At 69.8% G+C, this 22,281-nt stretch carries 17 protein-coding genes and 1 pseudogene; 10 read left to right on the top strand and 8 right to left on the bottom strand.

From position 1 onward, the window contains the following. Positions 1-140: 140 nt before the first annotated feature. The 4 genes from pyrH to rpsB form a co-directional block, all read right to left on the bottom strand. Positions 141-869: a UMP kinase gene (gene pyrH, locus F0P95_RS14570; protein ID WP_182334827.1), complete on the bottom strand. Its 729-nt coding sequence runs from the start codon at positions 867-869 to the stop codon at positions 141-143. Positions 870-978: 109 nt separating this feature from the next. Further along, positions 979-2,484 (bottom strand): GGDEF domain-containing protein, encoded by a 1,506-nt coding sequence (locus tag F0P95_RS14565; RefSeq protein ID WP_182334826.1) that lies wholly within the window; start codon positions 2,482-2,484, stop codon positions 979-981. Between the two features lie 181 nt (positions 2,485-2,665). After that, on the bottom strand, positions 2,666-3,547 hold the full coding sequence (tsf, locus tag F0P95_RS14560) for a translation elongation factor Ts (protein WP_182334825.1): 882 nt from the start codon (positions 3,545-3,547) through the stop codon (positions 2,666-2,668). Between the two features lie 132 nt (positions 3,548-3,679). Beyond that, complete coding sequence (gene rpsB, locus F0P95_RS14555) at positions 3,680-4,486, bottom strand: 30S ribosomal protein S2 (RefSeq protein ID WP_054666816.1); 807 nt, start codon at positions 4,484-4,486, stop codon at positions 3,680-3,682. 324 nt (positions 4,487-4,810) lie between these two features. On the opposite strand from rpsB, the gene map reads away from it, so the two are divergent. The 7 genes and pseudogenes from map to F0P95_RS14520 all read left to right on the top strand — a co-directional run bounded on the left by map (position 4,811) and on the right by F0P95_RS14520 (position 13,441). Continuing rightward, positions 4,811-5,602, top strand: coding sequence for a type I methionyl aminopeptidase (gene map / locus F0P95_RS14550; RefSeq protein ID WP_054666814.1), 792 nt, complete (start codon positions 4,811-4,813; stop codon positions 5,600-5,602). Beyond that, positions 5,599-8,248, top strand: a pseudogene (locus F0P95_RS14545) ([protein-PII] uridylyltransferase). The gene map and the pseudogene F0P95_RS14545 overlap by 4 nt, the downstream one beginning before the upstream one ends. Further along, positions 8,248-9,294, top strand: a complete 1,047-nt coding sequence (gene dapD / locus F0P95_RS14540) for a 2,3,4,5-tetrahydropyridine-2,6-dicarboxylate N-succinyltransferase (RefSeq protein WP_182334824.1) — start codon at positions 8,248-8,250, stop codon at positions 9,292-9,294. The pseudogene F0P95_RS14545 and the gene dapD overlap by 1 nt, the downstream one beginning before the upstream one ends. 46 nt (positions 9,295-9,340) lie before the next feature. After that, on the top strand, positions 9,341-9,697 hold the full coding sequence (locus F0P95_RS14535) for an arsenate reductase (RefSeq protein WP_182334823.1): 357 nt from the start codon (positions 9,341-9,343) through the stop codon (positions 9,695-9,697). A gap of 13 nt (positions 9,698-9,710) precedes the next feature. After that, the gene (gene dapE / locus F0P95_RS14530) at positions 9,711-10,838 is read left to right on the top strand and encodes a succinyl-diaminopimelate desuccinylase (protein ID WP_182334822.1); all 1,128 of its coding nucleotides are present in this window, start codon (positions 9,711-9,713) and stop codon (positions 10,836-10,838) included. A 336-nt stretch (positions 10,839-11,174) separates the two neighbouring features. Further along, on the top strand, positions 11,175-12,860 hold the full coding sequence (gene asnB / locus F0P95_RS14525; protein WP_182334821.1) for an asparagine synthase B: 1,686 nt from the start codon (positions 11,175-11,177) through the stop codon (positions 12,858-12,860). Between the two features lie 155 nt (positions 12,861-13,015). Continuing rightward, positions 13,016-13,441, top strand: coding sequence for a RidA family protein (locus F0P95_RS14520; RefSeq protein ID WP_182334820.1), 426 nt, complete (start codon positions 13,016-13,018; stop codon positions 13,439-13,441). A 39-nt stretch (positions 13,442-13,480) separates the two neighbouring features. Here F0P95_RS14520 and F0P95_RS14515 read toward each other — a convergent pair whose 3' ends face one another. Continuing rightward, complete coding sequence (locus F0P95_RS14515; protein WP_182334819.1) at positions 13,481-15,907, bottom strand: penicillin acylase family protein; 2,427 nt, start codon at positions 15,905-15,907, stop codon at positions 13,481-13,483. A gap of 143 nt (positions 15,908-16,050) precedes the next feature. Between F0P95_RS14515 and F0P95_RS14510 the strand changes: the two genes are divergently transcribed. Then, complete coding sequence (locus F0P95_RS14510; RefSeq protein WP_182334818.1) at positions 16,051-16,539, top strand: ferritin-like domain-containing protein; 489 nt, start codon at positions 16,051-16,053, stop codon at positions 16,537-16,539. A gap of 70 nt (positions 16,540-16,609) precedes the next feature. On the opposite strand, the gene F0P95_RS14505 is transcribed toward F0P95_RS14510, so the two are convergent. The 3 genes from F0P95_RS14505 to parC all read right to left on the bottom strand — a co-directional run bounded on the left by F0P95_RS14505 (position 16,610) and on the right by parC (position 20,129). Continuing rightward, the gene (locus F0P95_RS14505) at positions 16,610-17,269 is read right to left on the bottom strand and encodes a thiopurine S-methyltransferase (protein ID WP_182334817.1); all 660 of its coding nucleotides are present in this window, start codon (positions 17,267-17,269) and stop codon (positions 16,610-16,612) included. Between the two features lie 11 nt (positions 17,270-17,280). Further along, positions 17,281-17,532 (bottom strand): hypothetical protein, encoded by a 252-nt coding sequence (locus F0P95_RS14500; protein WP_182334816.1) that lies wholly within the window; start codon positions 17,530-17,532, stop codon positions 17,281-17,283. 353 nt (positions 17,533-17,885) lie between these two features. Further along, a complete protein-coding gene (gene parC / locus F0P95_RS14495) occupies positions 17,886-20,129 on the bottom strand; it encodes a DNA topoisomerase IV subunit A (RefSeq protein ID WP_056931477.1) in 2,244 nt (747 codons plus the stop codon). Between the two features lie 207 nt (positions 20,130-20,336). On the opposite strand from parC, the gene F0P95_RS14490 reads away from it, so the two are divergent. Continuing rightward, positions 20,337-20,780, top strand: a complete 444-nt coding sequence (locus F0P95_RS14490; protein ID WP_182334815.1) for a MarR family winged helix-turn-helix transcriptional regulator — start codon at positions 20,337-20,339, stop codon at positions 20,778-20,780. Then, the gene (locus F0P95_RS14485) at positions 20,777-22,279 is read left to right on the top strand and encodes an efflux transporter outer membrane subunit (RefSeq protein WP_182334814.1); all 1,503 of its coding nucleotides are present in this window, start codon (positions 20,777-20,779) and stop codon (positions 22,277-22,279) included. The genes F0P95_RS14490 and F0P95_RS14485 overlap by 4 nt, the downstream gene beginning before the upstream one ends. Positions 22,280-22,281 lie beyond the last annotated feature (2 nt).

The raw sequence follows: 22,281 nt of genomic DNA, 5'->3' as shown, positions 1-22,281 counted from the left end.
GGAACCGGCCGATTATAGGCGAACAGCCCTGCTGGCCGGGCGGGAATCGTGAAGCGGGGCGCGGCCGATCCCCGCGCGCCCGGTGCGTGGCGCCGCGCGCGGCGGCCGCCGCCGGCATGGCCCGCAGCGCGGGCCGGGGGTCAGTGGGCGTCGCGGCCGTGCACCAGGGTGCCGATGTTCTCGCCGCGCAGGATCTTCAGCAGTTCCCCGGGCTGGCCCATGTCGAACACGCGCAGCGGCAGGTCGCTGTCGCGGGCCAGGGCGAAGGCGGCGGTGTCCATGACCTCCAGGCCCTGGCTGATCACCTGGTCGTAGCTCAGGGTGTCGTAGCGCACCGCGTCGGCATGCTTGTTCGGGTCCTTGTCGTAGACGCCGTCGACCTTGGTGGCCTTGAGCAGCAGGTCGGCGCCGATCTCGATGGCGCGCAGCGCGGCGCCCGAGTCGGTGGTGAAGAACGGGCTGCCGACGCCGGCGGCGAAGATCACCAGCCGGCCCTTCTCGAGGTGGCGGATGGCGCGGCGGCGGATGTAGTCCTCGCACACGTCGTTGATCTTGATCGCGCTCATCACGCGCGCCTTGGCGCCGAGCTTCTCCAGCGCGTCCTGCATGGCCAGCGCATTGATGACCGTGGCCAGCATGCCCATCTGGTCGCCGGTGACGCGGTCCATGCCGCCGGCGGCCAGGCCGGCACCGCGGAAGATGTTGCCGCCGCCGATGACCAGCGCCACTTCGGCGCCGGCCTGCTGCGCCTCGATGACCTCGCACGCCAGGCGGTTGATGACCTTGGGGTCGATGCCGTAGTCCTCGTCTCCCATCAGCGCCTCCCCGGAAAGCTTCAGAAGGATGCGTTGGTAGGCGAGCTGGGACATGGGCGACCTCGATGGCTGGAAAACGCGGGAATTCTAACGGATTGGAGGCCTGCCGGGCAGCGCTTTTGTTGCACTGCAATGACGAACTCCGCTTCGCGTCCGCCCGTGTTCAGCCGGAAGCCGGTTGCGGCTCGGGGGCGCGGGCGATCACCCGGTTGCGGCCCAGGCTCTTGGAGCGGTACAGCACGTCGTCGGCGGCCCTGAGCAGGTCCTGCACGTTGGCGAAGCGCTCATAGTCGCCATGGGTGGCCACGCCGGCGGAAAAAGTGATGTGCAGCGGCGCGCCTTCGATCTCGGCCATCGGCGTGTGGGCGATGGTGTCCAGTACCCGCCGCACCACTTCCAGCGCGATGCGCTCGTTGGTGTCGGGGAACAGCACCACGAACTCCTCGCCGCCGAAACGGGCCACGGTGTCGCTGGTGCGCAGCTGCTCCTGCAGGTGCGAGGCGAAGGACTGCAGCACCCGGTCGCCGGCCAGGTGGCCGTGGGCGTCGTTGATCTTCTTGAAATCGTCCAGGTCGATGAAGGCGATCGACAGGGGCCGGTTCATGTGCGCGGCGCGGGCGAACTCCTGCTCCAGCACGGTTTCCAGGTGCCGGCGGTTGAGCACCCCGGTCAGGGCGTCCAGGTGCGCCTGTTCGGCCAGGCGCCGGGCCATCAGTTCGAAATCGTCGGCACGCCGGCGGGTGGCCGAGGCATCCTGCAGCTCGCGCAGGTTGCGCAGCTCCTTCAGTTCCTCGGCGTGGTCGAGCAGGAAGCGCAGGCGCGCGGAGCTGGGCACCGGCACGTCGAGCAGGGCGCACAGCTCGGGCAGCATCTGGCTGATCCGCTGCAGCACCTGCTCGAAGCCCTGGCTGTCCATGCCCAGCTCCCGGTAGGCCCGCTGCAGCGCATGGCTGCGCGCGGCGTCGGCATCGGCCGCCAGCCAGATCTCGGCCACGCAGCCGGACAGGGCGATGCAGCGCTGGAACAGGTCTTCCGGTTCGGCCGGCGGTTCGCTGTTGGCGATGGCCTGGACAAGGTAACGCGGCAGGTGCCACTGCTCGCACAGCTGGGCGCCGGCATCGGCATGGCTGCAGCCGAGGATCGCGCGCTCGTGGACGAGCAGTTCCTCGTTGCTGGTGGCGTTGTCGAACAGCGCCGGGTAGGTGTCCGGGCTGGCCTGCATCAGCGCCAGCGTGCCCACGTCCTGCAGCAGCCCGGCGAGCATCAGTTCCTCGACGCGGCGCACCCCGCTGCCGAGGCCGAGGAACCGCGCGGCCAGCGCGCACAGCACGCTGCGGCGCCAGATGCGCTCCAGCAGGCGCGGGTCCAGGCCTTCCTTGTCCACCGCATTGGCCAGCGAGAAGCCGAGCGCCAGCTGCAGGGTCGCGTTCAGCCCGAGCATGGTCAGCGCCTGCCCGAGGTTCTCGATGCGGCGCCGGCTGGCATACAGCGGGGAGTTGGCGATGCGCAGCATCCGCGCGCTCAATGCCATGTCCATCGCGATGGCGTCGGCCGCGGTGGCGATGTCGGTCTCCGGGTCCTGCGCCAGCTCGATGATGCGGATGGCGATGCCCGGCGGCGAGGGCAGGTTGCGGCAGAGTGACAGCGCTGCGTTGAGCTCGGGGGACATGTCGGGGAGGTGTTCAGCAGGCCATCAAGGATACAGGCGGGGCGGGTACGGGGATGTTTGCGCCACAGTATCGGGCAAAGGGACTTGAAGTCCACTGGAAAAGCCGGGGTGGCCCCGGATGGCGGAAAAAAAAGAAGCCGCGGAGTCCGCGGCTTCTTCTGGGTTCCGGATCGGGGTCTGGTCAGACCTGCATCGCCTTGGCGACTTCGGCGGCGTAGTCCTCGACCACCTTCTCGATGCCTTCGCCGACCACCAGGCGCTGGAAGCCGACGACGTCGCCACCGGCGGCCTTCACGGCCTGCTCGACGGTCTTGTCGCTGTCCAGCACGTAGTTCTGGCCGTACAGGGTGACTTCGCTGATGATCTTGTTGATCTTGCCGCTGATGATCTTCTCCAGGATCTCGGCCGGCTTGGCCTTGTCCTTTTCGCTCATCTTGGCCAGCTCGATTTCCTTTTCCTTGGCCACGAACTCGGCCGGCACGTCGGCGGCCTTGTTGTGCGGCGGGTTCATCGCGGCCACGTGCATGGCCAGGCCGTTGGCCAGCTCGGCGTTGCCGCCGGCCAGGTCGACCAGCACGCCGATCTTGCCGTTGCTGTGCACGTAGGCGCCGACGGTGTTGTTGCCGTCGACCTTGGCCAGGCGGCGGATCTGGATGTTCTCGCCCAGCTTCTGGATGGCGGTGGTGCGGGATTCCTCGACGGTCTCGCCGGTAGCCAGCTTGGCCGACTTCAGCGACTCGATGTCGCTGGCGCCGGAGGCCAGGGCGGCAGCGGCGACGGCGTCGACGAATGCCTTGAAGTTGACGTCGTTGGCAACGAAGTCGGTTTCCGAGTTCACTTCGACCAGCACGGCCTTGCCACCGTTCAGGGCGACGCCGATGCGGCCTTCGGCGGTGACGCGGTCGGCCTTCTTGTCGGCCTTGGCGGCGCCGGACTTGCGCAGGGCTTCGGCAGCGGCGTCGATGTCGCCGTTGTTTTCGGCCAGGGCCTTCTTGCATTCCATCATGCCGGCGCCGGTGCGCTCGCGCAGTTCCTTGACCAGGGAAGCGGTGATTTCAGCCATGGGATTACCTCAACGATAGAAAGGGGCAGGCCGGCGATGATCGCCGGCCGTTGTTACGTGGCCCTGTCAGTGGCCGGCGCCGCTGGGCGTCGCTGCAGGGAGGGCGGGCGCCGGGCGCCCGCCGGGTGTGCATCAGGCCGAAGCCTCGTCGCCCTTCTTGGCGCCCTTCTTGGCCGGAGCGCGGCGGGCCGGCTTGGCTTCTTCGGCGGCAGCGGCGTCGGCGAACTCTTCCTCGCGCACCGAAGCGGCGTTCGGGGCCGAGGCCTTGCCTTCCAGCACGGCGTCGGCGGCGGCGCGGGCGTACAGCTGCACGGCGCGGATGGCGTCGTCGTTGCCCGGGATGGCGTAGTCCACCAGTTCCGGGTTGTAGTTGGTGTCGACCACGGCGATCACCGGGATGCCGAGCTTCTTGGCTTCCTTGATGGCGATGTCTTCATGGCCGATGTCGATCACGAAGATCGCGTCGGGCAGGCGGTTCATGTCCTTGATGCCACCCAGCGAGGCTTCCAGCTTGTCGCGCTCGCGGCGCAGGCCCAGCACTTCGTGCTTGACCAGGCGCTCGAAGGTGCCGTCGGTTTCGCCGGCTTCCAGTTCCTTCAGGCGGGCAACGGACTGCTTGACGGTGCGGAAGTTGGTCAGGGTGCCGCCCAGCCAGCGCTGGTTCATGAACGGCATGCCGCAACGCTCGGCCTCTTCCTTGATGGCATCGCGCGCGCTGCGCTTGGTGCCCAGGAACAGGATGGTGCCGCGCTTCTGGGCAACGGACGAGATGAAGTTCATCGCGTCGTTGAACAGCGGGACGGTCTTTTCCAGGTTGATGATGTGGATCTTGCCGCGGGCGCCGAAGATGTACGGGGCCATCTTCGGGTTCCAGTAACGGGTCTGGTGGCCGAAGTGGACGCCGGCTTCCAGCATCTGGCGCATGGTGATCTGGGACATTGCAGAACTCCTGACGGGGAACCGGCGATTCCGCCCGCGGGCAAAGTGTGCGGGACGCGTGGAAGCGCGATGGGTTCCGGGGTTGGGCTTCCCTGTTGCCTCCGTGGCCGAACTCCTTGCGGAGCACCCCGGCACGGATGGGGGCAGCAGGTGTGGATTCACCGGTGACGCCCGGTGTGGGCGGCCCGCGCTGGCATGGGGTCGGCAGCGGAGCCGCGGAATTATAGGGCGCGCGGGGCCGTGGCGCAAATTGCCCGCCTGGCCGGGCGGAGGGGGCGCGGGAAAACTCGTTCAGGCAGGCGCCGATGGGTGATAATGGCGGCCATGAGCGTGAACCTGAAAACCCCCGAAGAAATCGCCAAGATGCGCATCGCCGGCCGGCTGGCGGCCGAAGTGCTGGACATGATCGGCGCGCACGTCAAACCCGGTGTCACCACCGAGGAACTGGACCGCATCTGCCACGACCACATCGTCAACGTGCAGGGTGCGGTCCCGGCCAACGTGGGCTACCGCGGCTTTCCCAAGACCCTGTGCACCTCGGTCAACAACGTCATCTGCCACGGCATCCCCAGCGAGGCCAAGGTGCTCAAGGACGGGGACATCGTCAACATCGACGTGACCGTCATCAAGGACGGCTGGCACGGCGACACCAGCCGTATGTACTACGTCGGCACGCCCTCGGTGATGGCCAGGAGGCTGGTGGAGACGACCCGCGAAGCCATGTGGCGCGGCATCCGCGCGGTGCGGCCCGGGGCCACGCTGGGCGACATCGGCCATGCGATCCAGGAATACGCCGAATCCGAGCGCTTCAGCGTGGTGCGCGAGTACTGCGGCCACGGCATCGGCAAGGTCTACCACGACGAACCGCAGGTGCTGCATTACGGCCGCCCCGGGCAGGGGCTGGTGCTCAAGCCGGGCATGACGTTCACCATCGAGCCGATGATCAACGAGGGCACCCGTTACACCAGGGTGCTGCCCGATGGCTGGACGGTGGTCACCAAGGACCGCAAGCTTTCGGCGCAGTGGGAGCACATGGTGGCGGTGACCGAGGATGGCGTGGAGGTGCTGACGCTGTCGCCGGCCGAGGCCGAACACGCGCGATCCGGGGCGGCATGAGCCCACTGCCGGCGGATCTGGTCCAGCACGTACCGGACGCGCCGGCCGACCCCGCGGGCGACGCGCAGTGGGCGGCCGCGGCGCGGCAGTCGCTGGCCCAGGCCGATGCGCGGTTGTGCCGGCGCTTCGAGCAGGGCGACAACATCGAGCGGCTGCTGGCGCTGCGCGCGCGCAGCGTCGACCAGTTGATCCAGCAGGCCTGGCGGCGCTGCCTGGCCGCTGATGACGGCCTGTCGCTGTTCGCGGTCGGCGGTTACGGCCGCGGCGAACTGTTCCCGCGCTCGGACATCGACCTGCTGGTCCTGGGCGAGCCGCACGTGCAACAGGCCAGCGAGGCCGCGCTGGCGCGGCTGTTCGCGCTGTTGTGGGACGCCGGGTTGCCGGCCAGCCATGCGGTGCGCTCGGCCGCGCAGTGCGTGCAGGCCGCAGCCGACCAGACCGTGCTCACCGCGTTGATCGAGGCACGACCGCTGTGCGTCGCCGCGGGGGCGCAGCAGGCGCTGGCGCGCGCGGTATCGCCGACCCTGATCTGGCCGGCGCGCGACTACTTCCTGGCCAAGCGCGAGGAACTGCTGCTGCGCCACCAGCGGTTCGGTGACACCGCCGACAACCTGGAACCGGACATCAAGGATGGCCCCGGCGGCCTGCGCGACCTCAACACCCTGGGCTGGATGGCGCTGCGCGCGTTCGGCGTGAGCGACATCGACGCGCTGGTCGGGCTCGGCCACCTGGGCCTGGACGAGGCCGCCGCGCTCAAGCGCGAGCGCGCGGTGCTGGCACGGCTGCGCTTCGGCCTGCACCTGGTCGCGCAGCGCGCCGAGGAACGGTTGCGCTTCGACCACCAGAAGGCGCTGGCCGAACGCATGGGGTTCGCCGACGACGCCGGCAACCTGGGCGTGGAAAAGATGATGCAGGGCTTCTACCGCAGCGCGGCGGTGGTGCGCCGGATCAGCGACCGCCTGCTGCAGCGCTTCGAGGAACAGTTCGACGGCGAGGCGTCGCCCGAACCGGTCGGCGACGGTTTTTTCGCTGCGCCGCGGCTACCTGTCGGCCGACGATCCGCTATGGCCGCATGGCGACATCGCGCGCATCTTCGCCCTGTTCGCCTGCTGGGCGCGCACGCCGCAGGTACGCGGCCTGCATTCGCTGACCGCGCGCGGCCTGGCCGAGATGCTCGACGAGATTCCCGCCTATACCGAAGTGGACGCGGCGGTGCGCGAGCAGTTCATCGCCCTGCTGCGCGGCCCGCGCGCGGTGGACACGCTGGCGCGCATGGCGCGGCTGGGCGTGCTCGGGCAGTGGATACCGGCCTTCGCGCAGGTGTCCGGGCGCATGCAGTTCGACCTGTTCCACGTCTACACCGTGGACCAGCACACGCTGATGGTGCTGCGGAACATCGGCGTGTTCGCCGCCGGCCGCGCCGATGAGCGGTTCTCCATCGCCCATGAAGTCTGGCCGCGGCTGCGCAAGCCCGAACTGCTGCTGCTGGCCGGGCTGTTCCATGACATCGCCAAGGGCCGTGGCGGCGACCATTCCGAACTCGGCGCGGTGGACGCGCGCGCGTTCTGCGCCGCGCACGGCCTGAGCGCCACCGACACCGAACTGGTGGCCTGGCTGGTGGAGCAGCACCTGCGCATGTCGGTCACCGCGCAGAAGCAGGACATCACCGACGCGGAGGTGATCCACCGCTTCGCCGGGCTGGTCGGCAGCCGCGAACGGCTGGACTACCTGTACCTGCTGACCTGCGCCGACATCGCCGGCACCAGCCCGAAGCTGTGGAACGCCTGGAAGGACCGGCTGCTGGCCGACCTGTATTTCGCCGCGCGCCGCGCCCTGCGCGAGGGCCTGGAGCAGCCGCTGCCCGAGGCCGAGCGGGTGCTCGAGGCGCGCGCCAGCGTGCGCGAGCTGATGCGCGCGCTCGGCCATGCCGATGCGGTGATCGAGCGCCAGTTCAGCGCGATGCCGGACGAGAGCTTCGTGCGCTTCCGCCCCGAGCAGCTGGTGTGGCAGGCCACCTCGCTGATGGAAGTGGCGCGTGGCGGCACCCTGGTCAAGGCACGCCGGATCGCGCCGGAAAGCGACGCGCTGGAAGTGTTCGTGCACTCGCCCGACCGCGACGGCCTGTTCGCCGCGATCGTGATGACCCTGGATCGCGCCGGCTACAGCATCCACCGCGCGCGCGTGCTCGACGGGCCGGAAGACACCATCTTCGATACCTTCGAGGTGACCCCGGCCGGCAGCTTCGCCGACGGCGACACCGCGCGCCTGGAACTGCTGCTGCGCAAGGCGCTGGCCGGGAACATCCTGGTGCTGCGCCCGGCACGGCGGGTGATTCCGCGCCAGCTCCGGCATTTCCGCTTCGCGCCGCGCATCGAGTTCATCGAGAACGCCGAGCATGCGCGCACGGTGCTGAACCTGGTGGCGCCGGACCGGCCGGGCCTGCTGGCCGATGTCGCGCACGTGCTGCGCGACCAGCAGCTGCGGGTGCAGGATGCGCGCATCGCCACCTTCGGCGAGCGCGCCGAGGACCAGTTCCAGCTGACCGACCGCCACGACCGCCCCCTTACCGAAACCTCCCGGCAGGCCCTGCGCGATGCATTGCTGGCCTGCCTGGAGCCCGACAGAACGCCAGGAGACCCCCGCTGATGGCCACCCGGAAGCCCGCCGCCAAGAAGTCCGCCCCGACCAGGGCCGCCGCGAAAAAGACTGCGCCCAGGAAGGCCGCGCCGAAGAAGGCCGCCGCTGCGGCGGCGCCGGCCACGAAGCCGGCGAGGACCGCACCCGGGAAAGCGCCGGCGGCCCGGCCGAAGGCGATCGAATCGATCGGCCCGCGCAGCCTGCGCAAGCCGCCGGCGCCGGGCGTGGCGGAAATGAAGTTCGGCATCGAGAGCGCGTTCGAGCGCCGCGCGATGCTGACCATGGACGAGATCGAGGGCTACACCCGGCCGCTGGTCAACCGCGTCATCGACGGCCTGGAGTCGGGCGAATTCCGGGTCGCCGAGCCGGACGGCAATGGCGGCTGGAAGGTCAACGAGTGGTTGAAGAAGGCGGTACTGCTGTACTTCCGCGTCAACGACATGAGCGTGATGGATGGCCGCCCGGCGCCGTTCTGGGACAAGGTCGAGTCGCGCTTCGCCGGTCATGGCGAGGCCGAGTTCCGCGCTGCCGGGGTGCGCGTGGTGCCCGGCGCCATCGCCCGCCGCGGCTCCCACTTCGGCCGCGACGTGGTGTTGATGCCGAGTTTCACCAACATCGGCGCGTACGTGGGCGAGGGCACCATGGTCGATACCTGGGCCACGGTCGGTTCCTGCGCGCAGGTCGGCAAGCACTGCCACCTGTCCGGCGGCGCCGGTATCGGCGGCGTGCTGGAACCGCTGCAGGCCAGTCCGACCATCATCGAGGACCACTGCTTCATCGGTGCGCGCTCGGAAGTGGTGGAAGGCGTGGTGGTCGGCCACCACAGCGTGATCGGCATGGGCGTGTTCCTGAGCCAGAGCACGCGCATCTACAACCGCGCCACCGGCGAAGTCAGCTACGGCTACATCCCGCCCTACAGCGTCGTGGTGTCCGGCTCGCTGCCGAGCAGGGACGGCACCCACTCGCTGTACTGCGCGGTGATCGTCAAGCAGGTCGACGCCCGCACCCGCAGCAAGACCAGCGTCAACGACCTGCTGCGCGGCCTGGCCGACTGATGTTCCTCCTCTCCCTCGCCGGAGAGGGCAAGCCCTGGATCCTGCAATGACCACTCTCTACGGACTCAAGAACTGCGACACCTGCAAGAAGGCCAGCAAGTGGCTGGACCGTTTCGGCGTCGCTTACACCTTCATCGACTACCGTGACCAAAAGCCCAGCCCCGAGACCCTGCTCGAATGGGCGGGCAAGGCCGGTGGTTTCGAGGCACTGGTCAACAAGTCCTCGACCACCTGGCGGCAGCTGCCCGATGCGCGCAGGGCGCCCGGCTCCGAGGCCGAGTGGAAGCTGCTGCTGCGCGAGTACCCACAGCTGATCCGGCGCCCGCTGGTCGTCACCAGTGATGGCGCCTTGAGCCAGGGCTTTTCCGACAACGGCTTCAAGCAGCGCTTCGGCGTGGGCTGACGGCATGCGGCCGATGAGCGATGTGGTGGAGCTGGCCTGCGAACTGATCGCGCGGCCGTCGGTGACGCCGGACGACGCCGGCTGCCAGCAGCTGGTGGCCGACCGCCTGCAGGCGGCCGGTTTCCAGTGCGAACACCTGCGCCTGGGCGAGGTCGACAACCTGTGGGCCACCCACGGCAGCGGCGCGCCGGTACTGGTGCTGCTCGGCCATACCGACGTGGTGCCCAGTGGCCCGGTCGCGGCATGGCGCAGCGATCCGTTCCGGCCGGAGGTGCGCGATGGCGTGCTCTATGGCCGTGGCGCCGCCGACATGAAGGGCAGCGTGGCCGCGTTCGTGGTCGCCGCCGGGCAGTTCGTCGCCGACCACCCCGACCATCCCGGCACCCTGGCGGTGCTGCTGACCAGCGACGAGGAGGGCGATGCCATCGATGGCGTGCGCCACGTCGCGCGCCTGTTCCGCGAGCGCGGGCAGCGCATCGACTGGTGCATCACCGGCGAGCCCTCGTCCACCGCGACCCTGGGCGACCTGCTGCGCGTGGGCCGCCGCGGCAGCCTGTCGGCGAAGTTGCAGGTCAGGGGCGTGCAGGGCCATGTCGCCTATCCCGACAAGGCGCGCAACCCGATCCACCTGGCCGCCCCGGCGCTGGCCGAACTGGCGGCGCGGCACTGGGACGATGGCTACGGGAGCTTCCCGCCGACCAGCCTGCAGATCTCCAACATCAACGCCGGCACCGGCGCCGGCAATGTCATCCCCGGCGACCTGCAGGTGATGTTCAACCTGCGCTACAACCCGCACTGGGACGCCGGGCGGCTGGAGGCGGAGATCGCCGCGCTGCTGGATCGCCACGGCCTTGATTACACGCTGCAATGGCACCGCAGCGGCGAGCCGTTCTATACCCCGGAAGGCCGCCTGCGCAGCGTCGCGCACGAGGTGCTGGCCGGGTTCGCCGGCGCCGCGCCCGAGGAAAGCACCGGTGGCGGCACCTCCGATGCCCGCTTCATCGCGCCGCTGGGCGCGCAGTGCATCGAGGTGGGGCCGGTGAACGCCAGCATCCACCAGGTGGACGAGCACGTGCGACTGGACGACCTGCGGGCGCTGCCCGACCTGTACCGGCAGTTGATCGCGCGGTTGCTGGCCTGATCCGCCCGCGGCGGCCGCGGGATCGCGCGGACGGGCGCATCGGTTGCCCACGAAACAGTTGCACGCCGTCGCAGGGCCACGCTATCGTCGGCCCCATGAACCGCAACGCCTGCGCCAACGTGAACGTGTCGAACAATCGCAATAATGCGATTGCGAACAATCGCGCGCGGCCGATGCGGGTCTGCGACTGAGCCACAAGCACCATACGCCCAGTGACCAGAAAACCCGCATCGGCCGATGCGGGTTTTTTGTTGCGCGCGTGGGTCCCTCCACAAGAACCCGGCCCTCCGTGGCCGGGGATTCAACGAAACACCCCCACAACCAGGAGCAGTCCCCATGTGTTCCATCTTCGGCATCTTCGGCCTGCAACCGGGCGATGACCTGCAGGCATTGCGCCGGCAGGCACTTGTGCAATCGCAGCGCCAGCGCCATCGCGGCCCCGACTGGAGCGGCGTGTACGTGGACGAGCGCGCCATCCTCGTGCACGAGCGCCTGGCCATCGTCGACCCGGCCGGCGGTTCGCAGCCGCTGCTGTCCGAGGACGGCACGCTGGCGCTGGCGGTCAACGGCGAGATCTACAACCACCGCGAACTGAAGCAGGAACTGGTGCAGCCCTATGCGTTCCAGACCGGCTCGGACTGCGAGGTGATCAATGCGCTGTACCGCGAGGACGAACCTGCGTCGTTCCTCAACCGGCTCAACGGCATCTTCGCCTTCGCCCTGTGGGACAAGCGCGCCGGACGCGCGATCATCGCCCGCGATCCGATCGGCGTGGTGCCGCTGTACTGGGGCCACGACAAGCAGGGCCGCCTGTGCGTGGCATCGGAGATGAAGTCGCTGGCCGATACCTGCGCCGACGTGGCGCAGTTCCCGCCGGGCCACTGGTACGACAGCGCCACCGGCGCGCTGACCCGGTACTACGAGCGGCCGTGGCGCGACTACGACGCGGTGCAGGGCGTTGAGGTGTCCCGGCAGGAACTGCGCGAAGCCTTCGAGGCCGCGGTGCACCGCCAGCTGATGACCGACGTGCCCTATGGCGTGCTGCTGTCCGGCGGCCTGGATTCGTCGCTGGTGGCGGCGGTGGCCGCGCGCTACGCACGCCATCGCATCGAGGATGGCGACCGCAGCGAGGCCTGGTGGCCGCGCCTGCACAGCTTCGCCATCGGCCTTGCCGGGTCGCCCGACCTGGCCGCGGCGAAGATCGCCGCCGACATGCTCGGCACCGTGCACCACGGCTTCGAGTACACCTTCGAGGAAGGCCTGGACGCGCTGCCGGAAGTGATCCGCCACATCGAGACCTACGACGTCACCACCATCCGCGCCTCCACGCCGATGTTCCTGCTGGCGCGGCGGATCAAGGCGATGGGGGTGAAGATGGTGCTGTCCGGCGAGGGCAGCGACGAGATCTTCGGCGGCTACCTGTACTTCCACAAGGCGCCGAACGCGCGCGAGTTCCACGAGGAGCTGGTGCGCAAGCTCGACGCGCTCAACAACTACGACTGCCTGCGCGCCAACAAATCGATGATGGCCTGGGGCGTGGAGCCGCGCGTGCCGTTCCTGGACCGCGCCTTCCTCGACGTGGCGATGCGCATGGACGCCAGCCACAAGATGGTGGACAAGGCCAGCGGCCGCATCGAGAAAGCGGTGCTGCGAGAGGCGTTCGAGGGCTACCTGCCGAAGGAAATCCTGTGGCGGCAGAAGGAGCAGTTCAGCGATGGCGTCGGCTACGGCTGGATCGATGGGCTGAAGGCGCATGCCGAGGCGCAGGTGAGCGACCGCGAGCTGGCCGCCGCCGACAAGCGCTTCCCGTACAACCCGCCGCAGACCAAGGAGGCGTACTACTACCGCAGCCTGTTCGAGCAGTTCTATCCGACCCCGGCCGCGGCCGAGACGGTACCGGGCGGCAAGTCCATCGCCTGTTCCTCGCCGGCGGCGATCGCCTGGGACGCGAGCTTCGCGGCCATGGCCGACCCGTCCGGCCGCGCGGTGGCCGGCGTGCACGCGCAGGCGCTGGCGGGATGAGCAGGGCGGCGGCGCGCTGCTGCGCCGCCGGTCTTTCCTCATCGCACGGCGCGTCTGTCCCTGGAGCCGGCGCGTCCGTATCCATCGCGACGACGGCGGTCCCTGCCCGGAGCCGCTGCCGCTCATCTCACTGTTGCGCTCAAGGGGGTTCTTCGATGCGTGCGTATTCGTTGCTGGTGTCCGGTCTGTTGTGCGCTGCGCCTGCCGCTGCCGCGGAGGTGCCGCTGGAGCGCCACGCGCTGGGCAGCTGGGAAGCGGATATCGGCTATGCCGGCGTGGTGCGCGACGGCGACACCCTGCATGTCTCCGGCGTGCCCTGCCGCGGGCAGGACATGCAGGCGGCGGTACAGGCGTGTTATGGCGCGCTCACGAAGATCCTGCAGCGGTTCGGTGCCGACAGCAGCCAGGTGGTGAAGGAAACCGCGTATACCACCGACATGGATGCACTGGTCAAGGCCATTCCCGCGCGCAAGGCGTTCTTCGCCGACGGCAGGTACCCGGCCGCGAGCTGGGTGCAGGTCAGCCGCCTGTTCAACGCGGAGGACATGCTCGAGATCGAGTGGACGGTGCGCCTGGAATAGCCCCGTCGCCCTGCGGGCCGGCATGCCGCCCGCGCTGTTTCAGCGCGGGCGCAGTACCAGGGTGTGGGTGGTGGCGCCGGGCAGGAACGGTGTCGGCCGGCCCTGTACCCAGTCGTCGTGGCCGGCGCCCCAGAACGGCGACAGCGGATGTCCGCTCTGGCCGCCGGGCATGTGCACGATGCCGTCGGCCTCGAAGCCGGGCGAGACCACCATGCGCTCGGATGCGCCGAAGTCCGGCGTCTGTACCCGCGGCATGTTGCCGTCGCCGGGCAATGCCTGCGCCGGCATGCACAGCCAGCGCTTGAACAGGGCGGGCAACGCGCGCGACAGCGGATGGCAGATGGCGGCGGTGTTGCGCTCGCCCCAGGTACGCGCGCCGAGGTCGTCGCCCTGTGCAGCCAGGTCCGCTTCCAGCTGCCGCGCGCTGTGCGCCAGCAGTTCGTCCCAGCGCTTGAACGGCGGTGGCAGCAGGTGCGGCGGGCGCTGTTCCAGCAGCGGCCAGGCCACGCCTTCCAGTTGCGGCAGGCGCGGCGCCACGAAGTCCTCGCCCAGCCGCTGGCGCGCAGGGGCCAGGAGGCCGGTTTCCAGCGTGTCCAGGGTGATGCCGCGGAAGCCGCGGGCGATGCGGTAGCTGGCCGATTCGACCGCGGCGCGGCCGTCCCACTGGCGGCTGGCCGCTTCCAGCCGGCGCAGCGCCGGATCGTCGCTGTGCTCGACGGTGGCGCGCAGCAGTTTCCACCAGCGCTCCATCAGCACGGCACGATCGTCGAGCTGGATGGCGAGCAGGTCGCGCTCGTCGAACTGTTCGCGCGCGAACAGGCCATCGCGGACCTGGCGTGCCCGCGCGCCCAGGTCGTAGCCGCCATCGCCGGCCCCGGCCAGCATGGCGCCGTCGAGCACGCGGCCATTGGCGGTCCACAGGCGGTGGTTGGCGGGATCGACCAGCGACGGGGCCTGATCCGTGCGCAACGGCCACGGATGGCAGGGCTCGTTGAAGGGCGACGTGTCGGGCGGCAACGGCGCGTCGGGCATGTTGGCGATGCCGTCGGCGGTGCACGTCCCGCTGCGATCCGGGCGTGCGCCGACCAGCCGCCAGGCGATGCGGCCATGGCGGTCGGCCAGCAGCAGGTTCTGCGCGGGAATGCCGGCGCGGTCGGCCACTGCCAGTGCGGCGTCCAGGTCGGCGGCGCGGGCCATGTCGGCGAAGTCCAGGCGCACCGCGCCCGGCAGCTGCGCGGTCCAGCGCAGCGCCAGCCGGCTGCCATCGGCGTTTTCATGCAGCACCGGGCCCCAGTCGCTTTCGCGCACGACCAGGGTGTCGGCCGGCGCACCGGCCACGGCAATGGTCTCGCGATACTCGCGCAACGGCGCGGTGGCCGGCAGGCGTGCGAAATCGGCGGTGTCGATGTAGCTGTTGGTGAAGCCCCAGGCGACGTGGGTATTGCTGCCGACGATGACCACCGGCAGCCCGGGCAGGCTGAAGCCGGCCACGTCGACCTTGCCGCCCGGCGCGGACGCATCGGGATGGCGCAGGCGCACGCGGAACCAGAGGTTGGGCGCGCGCAGGGCCAGGTGCATGTCGTCGGCCAGGATCGCGCGGCCATCGCGGGTGAGCGCGCCGGCGACGGCGAAGTTGTTGCTGCCCGGCGAGCTGTCGGCCGCCACCGGTGGCCCGCCGATCCCGCTGTCCCGCAGCGGCGCGGGGGTGCGGGCAAGGCGGGCGGCCGTGGCGTCGCCGCCGCCACCGCCGGCCAGCTGGCGCAGGTCCAGCGTCGCGGCATCGGGCAGCGGCGCATCGCCGCGCGCGGCGCCGAACAGCGGCGCATCCCAGCTGCTGCCGTCGTGCGCGAGCAGGGCGTAGAGCGCGGGCGGTACCACCTCGCGGATGCGGGCCAGGGCCAGCTCGCGGCTGTTGCCGGGGTCCTGCAGGTCGGCGTACATCGCCAGCCCGGCCAGCACCGAGTCCTCCAGGCTCCAGGCGCGCGGCCGCTGGCGCAGCAGCAGGTAGGGCCAGGGCCGTACCGGCAGCGCCGCCAGCCCGGCGTTGACGCCGTCGCGGTAGGCCTCGAGCACCGCGCGGCGGTCGCCCAGGGCGATGTCCAGGTCGTCGTGCGCGCGCGTGCGCAGGCGGTGCACGCGCATGCGCCGGTCCAGCGGCAGGGCATTGGCGCCGAACAGTTCGGACAGTTCGCCGGCGGCCGAGCGCCGCATCAGGTCCATTTCGAAGAAGCGTTCCTGCGCATGCACATAGCCCAGCGCGCGGGCCATGTCGCGCTCGTCTGCGGCATCCACCGTGACCATGCCGTTGCCGTCGCGCTGCACCTGGACCGGGGCCGACAGCCCGGGCAGGGCGAGCTCGCCGTCCAGTTCCGGCAGGCTGCCGCGCAGCAGCAGCCAGATACCACCCGGCACAAGGATCGAAAGCCCCAGCAGCACCCACAGCGAACGCAGCAGCCAGCGCCTCATGCGCCTCTCCCCCGGTCCCAGGAAAGGGCGATTGTAGGGGAGGGCGCTGCCGCACGCAGGGCGCAACTGAAACTGATTCCGATTAGATCATCGCCGCCCCGGATCGGGCATCCTGTGCGCATACGAACATCAGGAGCACCCCCATGCAGGGACACCCGGAAGTCATCGAATGCCTGAAGGAGCTGCTGCGCGGCGAACTGGCCGCGCGCGACCAGTACTTCATCCATTCCCGCCGTTACGAAGACCAGGGCCTGCATGCGCTGTACGAGCGCATCGGCCACGAGATGGAAGAGGAAACCGGGCACGCCGACGCGCTGCTGCGGCGGATCCTGTTCCTGGGCGGCGACCCGGACATGCGTCCGCCCGTCTTCGCCCCCGGCAAGAGCGTGGTCGAGATGCTGGAGAAGGACCTGCAGACCGAGTACCAGGTGCGCGCCAACCTGGCCGCGGCGGTCAAGCTGTGCGAGTCGCACGGCGACTATGTCAGCCGCGACATCCTGATCGCGCAGCTGCGCGACACCGAGGAAGACCATGCCTGGTGGCTTGAACAGCAGCTGGGCCTGATCCGGCGCATCGGCCTGGAGCTGTACCAGGCCAGCAAGATCGACGCGAAGGGCACGCCGGCGCATTGAGCCGCGACGGACGCATCGCGCAGGCAAGGCCGGGGATTCCCGGCCTTTTGCGTTCATGCGGGGCGGAATTTCAGCCGGCGTTGCGCCGCATGCGGTAGACCGCGGTGGACAGCGCGCTCACGCCTTCGGCGCGGAAGCCGGGCTCGTGCGCCAGGATGTCGCGGCGCTCGGCCAGTTCCACCTGCCAGGACGGCGCGAACGCGTCCACTTCCGCCTGCGCCACCGAGAACGGCGGGCCGGCCTTCTCCGCCTGCGGGTACTCGAGGGTGATCAGCAGCGCGCGGCAGCCGGCCGGCAGCCGCATGTATACGGTGTCGCGATAGCGCTGGCGCAACGCCGGCGGCAACGCGATCAGCGCGGCGCGGTCGTAGAGCCCGGCGATGCCGGCCAGGGTCTGGTCGTCGAGGGTGAAGGCGTCGCCGAGGAGGATCTCGATCGGTCCGGCGCTGAAATGCTCGCCCAGCGCGCTGCTGCGGCGTTCGGGCCGCAGCCCGGCCTCGTCGAAGAACTGCTGCACCGCCAGCGGCGAGAGCTCGACGCCGAGCACGCGGTAGCCCTGCGCGGCCAGCCAATGCATGTCCAGGCTCTTGCCGCACAACGGCACCAGTACCCGGCTGCCGGTCGCCACCTGCAGCGATGGCCAGTGTTCCTGCAGCAGCGGCATCACCTGGTCGCGGTGGAAGCCGATCTGTCCCTGTTGCCAGCGTTGCAGCCAGAAATCGGGTTGCATGGGGGGGCTCCTCAGCGGGTCTTGCGCCAGCCGTTCTCGGGGGTGATCCGGGCCAACGCCTCGTTGCCGGCGTAGAAGCGGACCAGACCGCAATCGCGGCAGACGACACTGCGCATCTTGGCACTGGCGAACACGCCGCTGGCGCCGGGCAGCAGGTCGGGGCCGTAGCCACCGCGGGCATTGACGCCGCCATGGGCATACAGATTGTCGCCATGGCATTCGGGGCAGGTGCTCTGCGCTGGGGTATCGTGCGGTGTCGTCATGGGGTTCCCTGTAGAACGGATTCGGCGGTTGTTGCCATGGCCGCTGCACAGTATGGATCGCCATGCCGCGCAGCGGTGAAACGGCCTGCTGCCGGTCCAGGCCGCGCCACGCATGCACATGGCGACGACGATGCCGGCCGCGCCGCCGCGCGCCAGTGAACCGGCTTACTGGACGACGAGTCCCTCGACTTTCTGCCGCGCCACGCATGCACATGGCGACGACGATGTCGGCCGCGCCGCCGCGCGCCAGTGAACCGGCTTACTGGACGTCGAGTCCCTCGACTTTCTGCCGCGCCACGCATGCACATGGCGACGACGATGCCGGCCACGCTGCTGCGCGCCAGTGAACCGGCTTACTGGACGTCGAGCCCCTCGACCTTCTGCCACCCCCTCGGCAACAAGTGTCCTCGCGAGGCCCGCGCACCCACGTACGCATCCAGTTCCTTGAACGACAGGTTCATGGTGCGCTGGCCGCTGCGGACCTGCAGGGTGGCGCCCGGCGATACCGCGACCACCGCGACCACGCGTTCGGTGGCGAGCTTGGCCTTGGGGATCTCGATGATCTTGTTGCCCTTGCCCTTGTCCAGCTCGGGCAGTTCGGTGGCCGGGATGGCAAGCATGTTGCCGGCGCTGGTGACCGCGACGATGCGATCGGCCTGCGGGTTGGCCACCACCATCGGCTGCAGCACCGCCGCACCGGGGGACAGGTTGAGCATGGCCTTGCCGGCCTTGTTGCGGCCGGTGAGGTTCTCGAAGCGGGTGACGAAGCCATAGCCGTGCGAGGAGGCGAGCACGAAACGGGTGTCGTTGTCGCCGCTGGCCAGGGTGACGAAACTGCTGCCGGCGGCCGGCGAGAAGCGGCCGGTCAGCGGCTCGCCGTTGCCGCGTGCCGAGGGCAGGGTATGCGCCGGCGTGGAGTAGGCGCGGCCCTCGCTGTCGAGGAACGCCACCTGCTGGGTGCTGCGCCCGCGCACCGCCGCCAGCAGGCTGTCGCCTTCGCGGTAGGACAGGCCGGCGGCGTCCACGTCATGGCCCTTGGCCGCGCGCACCCAGCCCTTTTCCGACAGCACCACGGTGACCGGTTCGCTGGCCACCAGTTCGGTCTCGTCGATGGCCTGGGCGGCATCGCGCTGCACCAGCGGGGAACGGCGCGCGTCGCCGAACTTCTTTGCGTCGGCCAGCAGTTCGTCCTTGACCAGTTTCCTGAGCCTGGCGGCGCTGCCGAGGATGGACAGGATCTTCTCGCGCTCGGCGGCCAGTTCGTCCTGCTCGCCGCGGATTTTCATTTCCTCCAGGCGCGCCAACTGCTTGAGCTTGGTCTCCAGGATGTACTCGGCCTGGTCCTCGGACAGGCCGAAGCGGGCGATCAGCGCCGGCTTCGGCTCATCCTCGGTGCGGATGATGCGGATCACCTCGTCCAGGTTGAGGAAGGCCACCAGCAGGCCTTCCAACAGGTGCAGGCGGCGCTCGACCTTCTGCAGCCGGTGGTTGAGGCGGCGGGTGACGGTGTCCTGGCGGAAGCGCAGCCACTCGCCCAGCAGCTGCCGCAGGTTCTTGACCTGCGGGCGGCCGTCCAGGCCGATGACGTTGAGGTTGACCCGGTAGCTCTTCTCCAGGTCGGTGGTGGCGAACAGGTGGCCCATCAGCTGCTCGGCGTCGACGCGGCTGGAGCGCGGGATCAGTACCACGCGCACCGGGTTGGCGTGGTCGGATTCGTCGCGGATGTCCTCCAGCCAGGGCAGCTTCTTGGCGCGCATCTGCTGGGCGATCTGCTCGATCACCTTGGACGGCGACACCTGGTGCGGCAGCGCGGTGATGACGATGTTGCTGGCTTCCTTCTGGAACGTGGCGCGGGCACGCACGCTGCCATTGCCGGTCTCGTAGAGCTGCCGCAGGTCGCTGGCCGGGGTGATGATCTCGGCGGTGGTCGGGTAGTCCGGGCCCTTCACGTGCTCGCACAGGTCGGCGACGCTGGCGTCCGGGTCGTCGATCAGCCGCACCAGCGCGCTGACGATCTCGTTCAGGTTGTGCGGCGGCACGTCGGTGGCCATGCCCACGGCGATGCCGGTGGTGCCGTTGAGCAGCAGGTGCGGCAGCCGCGCCGGCAGCCAGCTCGGCTCCTCCAGCGTGCCGTCGAAGTTGGGCGACCAGTCGGTGGTGCCCTGGCCCAGTTCGCCCAGCAGCACTTCGGCGATCGGAGTCAGCTTGGATTCGGTATAGCGCATGGCCGCGAACGACTTGGGGTCGTCGCTGGAGCCGAAGTTGCCCTGGCCGTCAATCAGCGGGTAGCGGTAGGAGAACGGCTGGGCCATCAGCACCAGCGCCTCGTAGCAGGCGCTGTCGCCGTGCGGGTGGTACTTGCCGATCACGTCGCCGACGGTGCGCGCGGACTTCTTCGGCTTGGACGCGGCGTTCAGGCCCAGCTCGCTCATCGAATAGATGATGCGGCGCTGCACCGGCTTGAGCCCGTCGCCGATGAAGGGCAGGGCGCGGTCCAGTACCACGTACATGGAGTAGTCGAGATAGGCGCGCTCGGCGTACTCGCGCAGCGGCTGCTGCTCGAAGCCGTGGAAGGCGGGGCGTACGAGTTCGGTCATGCGGGGCTGTTACCTGGTGCTGGGGGGCGGCGACGGCCGTCGCCCCCGCGAGCCGGTGATTATCCGGATGCGGTCGGGGATGCCAAGCCACGGGCCGTGCCCCGGCCCGCCAGGGGGCGGGATTGATCCAGTGCTGCAACAGCGCATTTCATGCCGGATGGAATATTTCCATTGAGAATTATTCCGGATGGAATAAAATCCCCGCCCATGATCTGCGCGACCTCCAATCCCCCCAGCTTCGGCCTGCTGCTGCGCCAGACGCGCGATGGCCTGGCCCGGCAGCTCGACGCCTCGATGGCCGAAGAGAACATCGGCATCGGCTTCACCCATTTCGTGGGCCTGAAGACGCTGGCGCACATGGCCCCGTGCACCGCCAACGAACTGGCGCAGGCGCTGGACCAGGTACCCAGCGCGGTGACCCGCCTGCTGGACAAGCTCGAATCGCTGGGCTGCGTGCGCCGCGAAGCGCATGCGCAGGACCGGCGCGCACTGCAGATCGTGCTGACCGAGCAGGGCCGCGAGCTGTGCGCGCGGCTCAAGAAACGCGGCGACGCGGTGATGGATTACGCGATGCGTGACCTGAGCCCCGACGAACGCGAGCAGCTGATGTCCCTTCTCACCCGCATCCGCGACTCCCTGACGCCCCCATGACCCTCTCTTCCCTCTCCCCCTCCCTGCGCCGCCGTGGCCGGACGCTGTTGCCGGCAACGCTGGTGCTGGCGCTCGCGGCCTGCGCCAGCAGCGGCGGCCTGCAGCCGCAGGGGCGGCTGCTCGATGCCGACAGCCTGCACAGCGAACGCACCCTGGCGACCAGCGACCTGTCGGTGGCCGGGTTCCCGGCCAGCGACTGGTGGCGCGCCTTCGGCGACCCGCAGCTGGATGCGCTGGTGGCCGAGGCATTGGCCGGCCATCCCAGCCTGGATGCGGCCGATGCGCGCCTGCGCCAGGCCCAGGCCCAGGCCGGCGTCGCCCGCGCCGACCGCCTGCCCAGCCTGTCCGTCTCCGGCGGCTACACCGGCGTGCGCCTGCCCGAATCGATGGTCGGCGAGGAGCTCGGCGGCCGCTACATGGGCAGTAGCCAGGTCGCATTCGATCTCAGCTATGGCTTCGACCTGTGGGGCGGCAAGCGCGCCAGCTGGGAAGCGGCGGTGGACACGGTGCATGCCGCGGCCGTCGATGCCCAGGCCGCGCGCCTGAAGCTGGCCTCGGGCATCGTCCAGGCCTATGTCGAACTGGACCGGGCCTGGCGCGCCCACGACATCGCCGAGCAGGAACTGGAGCGTGCGCGCAAGGCCCTGCAGCTGGTGCGCCAGCGCCGCGCCGCCGGCATCGACAGCGACCTGCAGGTGCGGCAGGCCGAAGCCCGCATTCCCGCCGCGCAGCAGCAGCTGCAGGCCGCGCAGCAGCAGATAGACGCCGCGCGCACCGCACTGGCAGCGCTGCTGGGTCAGGGCCCGGACCGCGGCCTGGCCATCGCCCGTCCGCAGGCGCTGGACGTGGCCGCGCTGCAACTGCCGGGCGTGCTGCCCAGCGAACTGCTCGGACGGCGCCCGGACATCGTCGCCGCGCGCTGGCGCGTGGAAGCGGCCGGCAAGCAGATCAAGGTCGCCAAGGCCCGGTTCTACCCCAGCTTCAACCTGACCGCGCTGGCCGGCGTGGTCGCGCCCAACGTCGGCGACCTGCTCAGGAGCGGTTCGACCTTCGCCTACCTCGGCCCGGCGCTGAGCCTGCCGATCTTCGAGGGCGGGCGCCTTCGCGCCGGCCTGTCCGGTGCCGACGCCCAGTACGACCTGGCGGTGGCCGGCTACAACCAGGCGCTGGTCGATGCGCTGCGCGAGGTGGCCGACCAGGTCAACGCGGTGCGCTCGCTCGAACAGCAGGTGCAGTCGCAGCAGCAGGCGGTGGCCACCGCCGGCTCGGCCTTCGAGCTGGCCGGCCAGCGTTACCGCGCCGGCATCGGCAATTACCTGGACGTGCTGTCCGCGCAGTCGCAGCTGCTCGGTGCGCAGCAGGCGCTGGCCACGCTGCATTCGCAGCAGCTGCTGGCCGCGGCGCGGCTGGCCCAGGCCCTGGGTGGCGGTTACGCGCCGCCGGCCGACGGCGTTGCCGCCCCGGCGTCTTCCTCCTCCTCCGTGTCCCCGCATTCCTGAGA

Source organism: Stenotrophomonas acidaminiphila (assembly GCF_014109845.1).
In the GTDB taxonomy this organism is placed as follows: domain Bacteria; phylum Pseudomonadota; class Gammaproteobacteria; order Xanthomonadales; family Xanthomonadaceae; genus Stenotrophomonas; species Stenotrophomonas acidaminiphila.
This window is presented reverse-complemented; position numbering and strand designations above follow the sequence as displayed.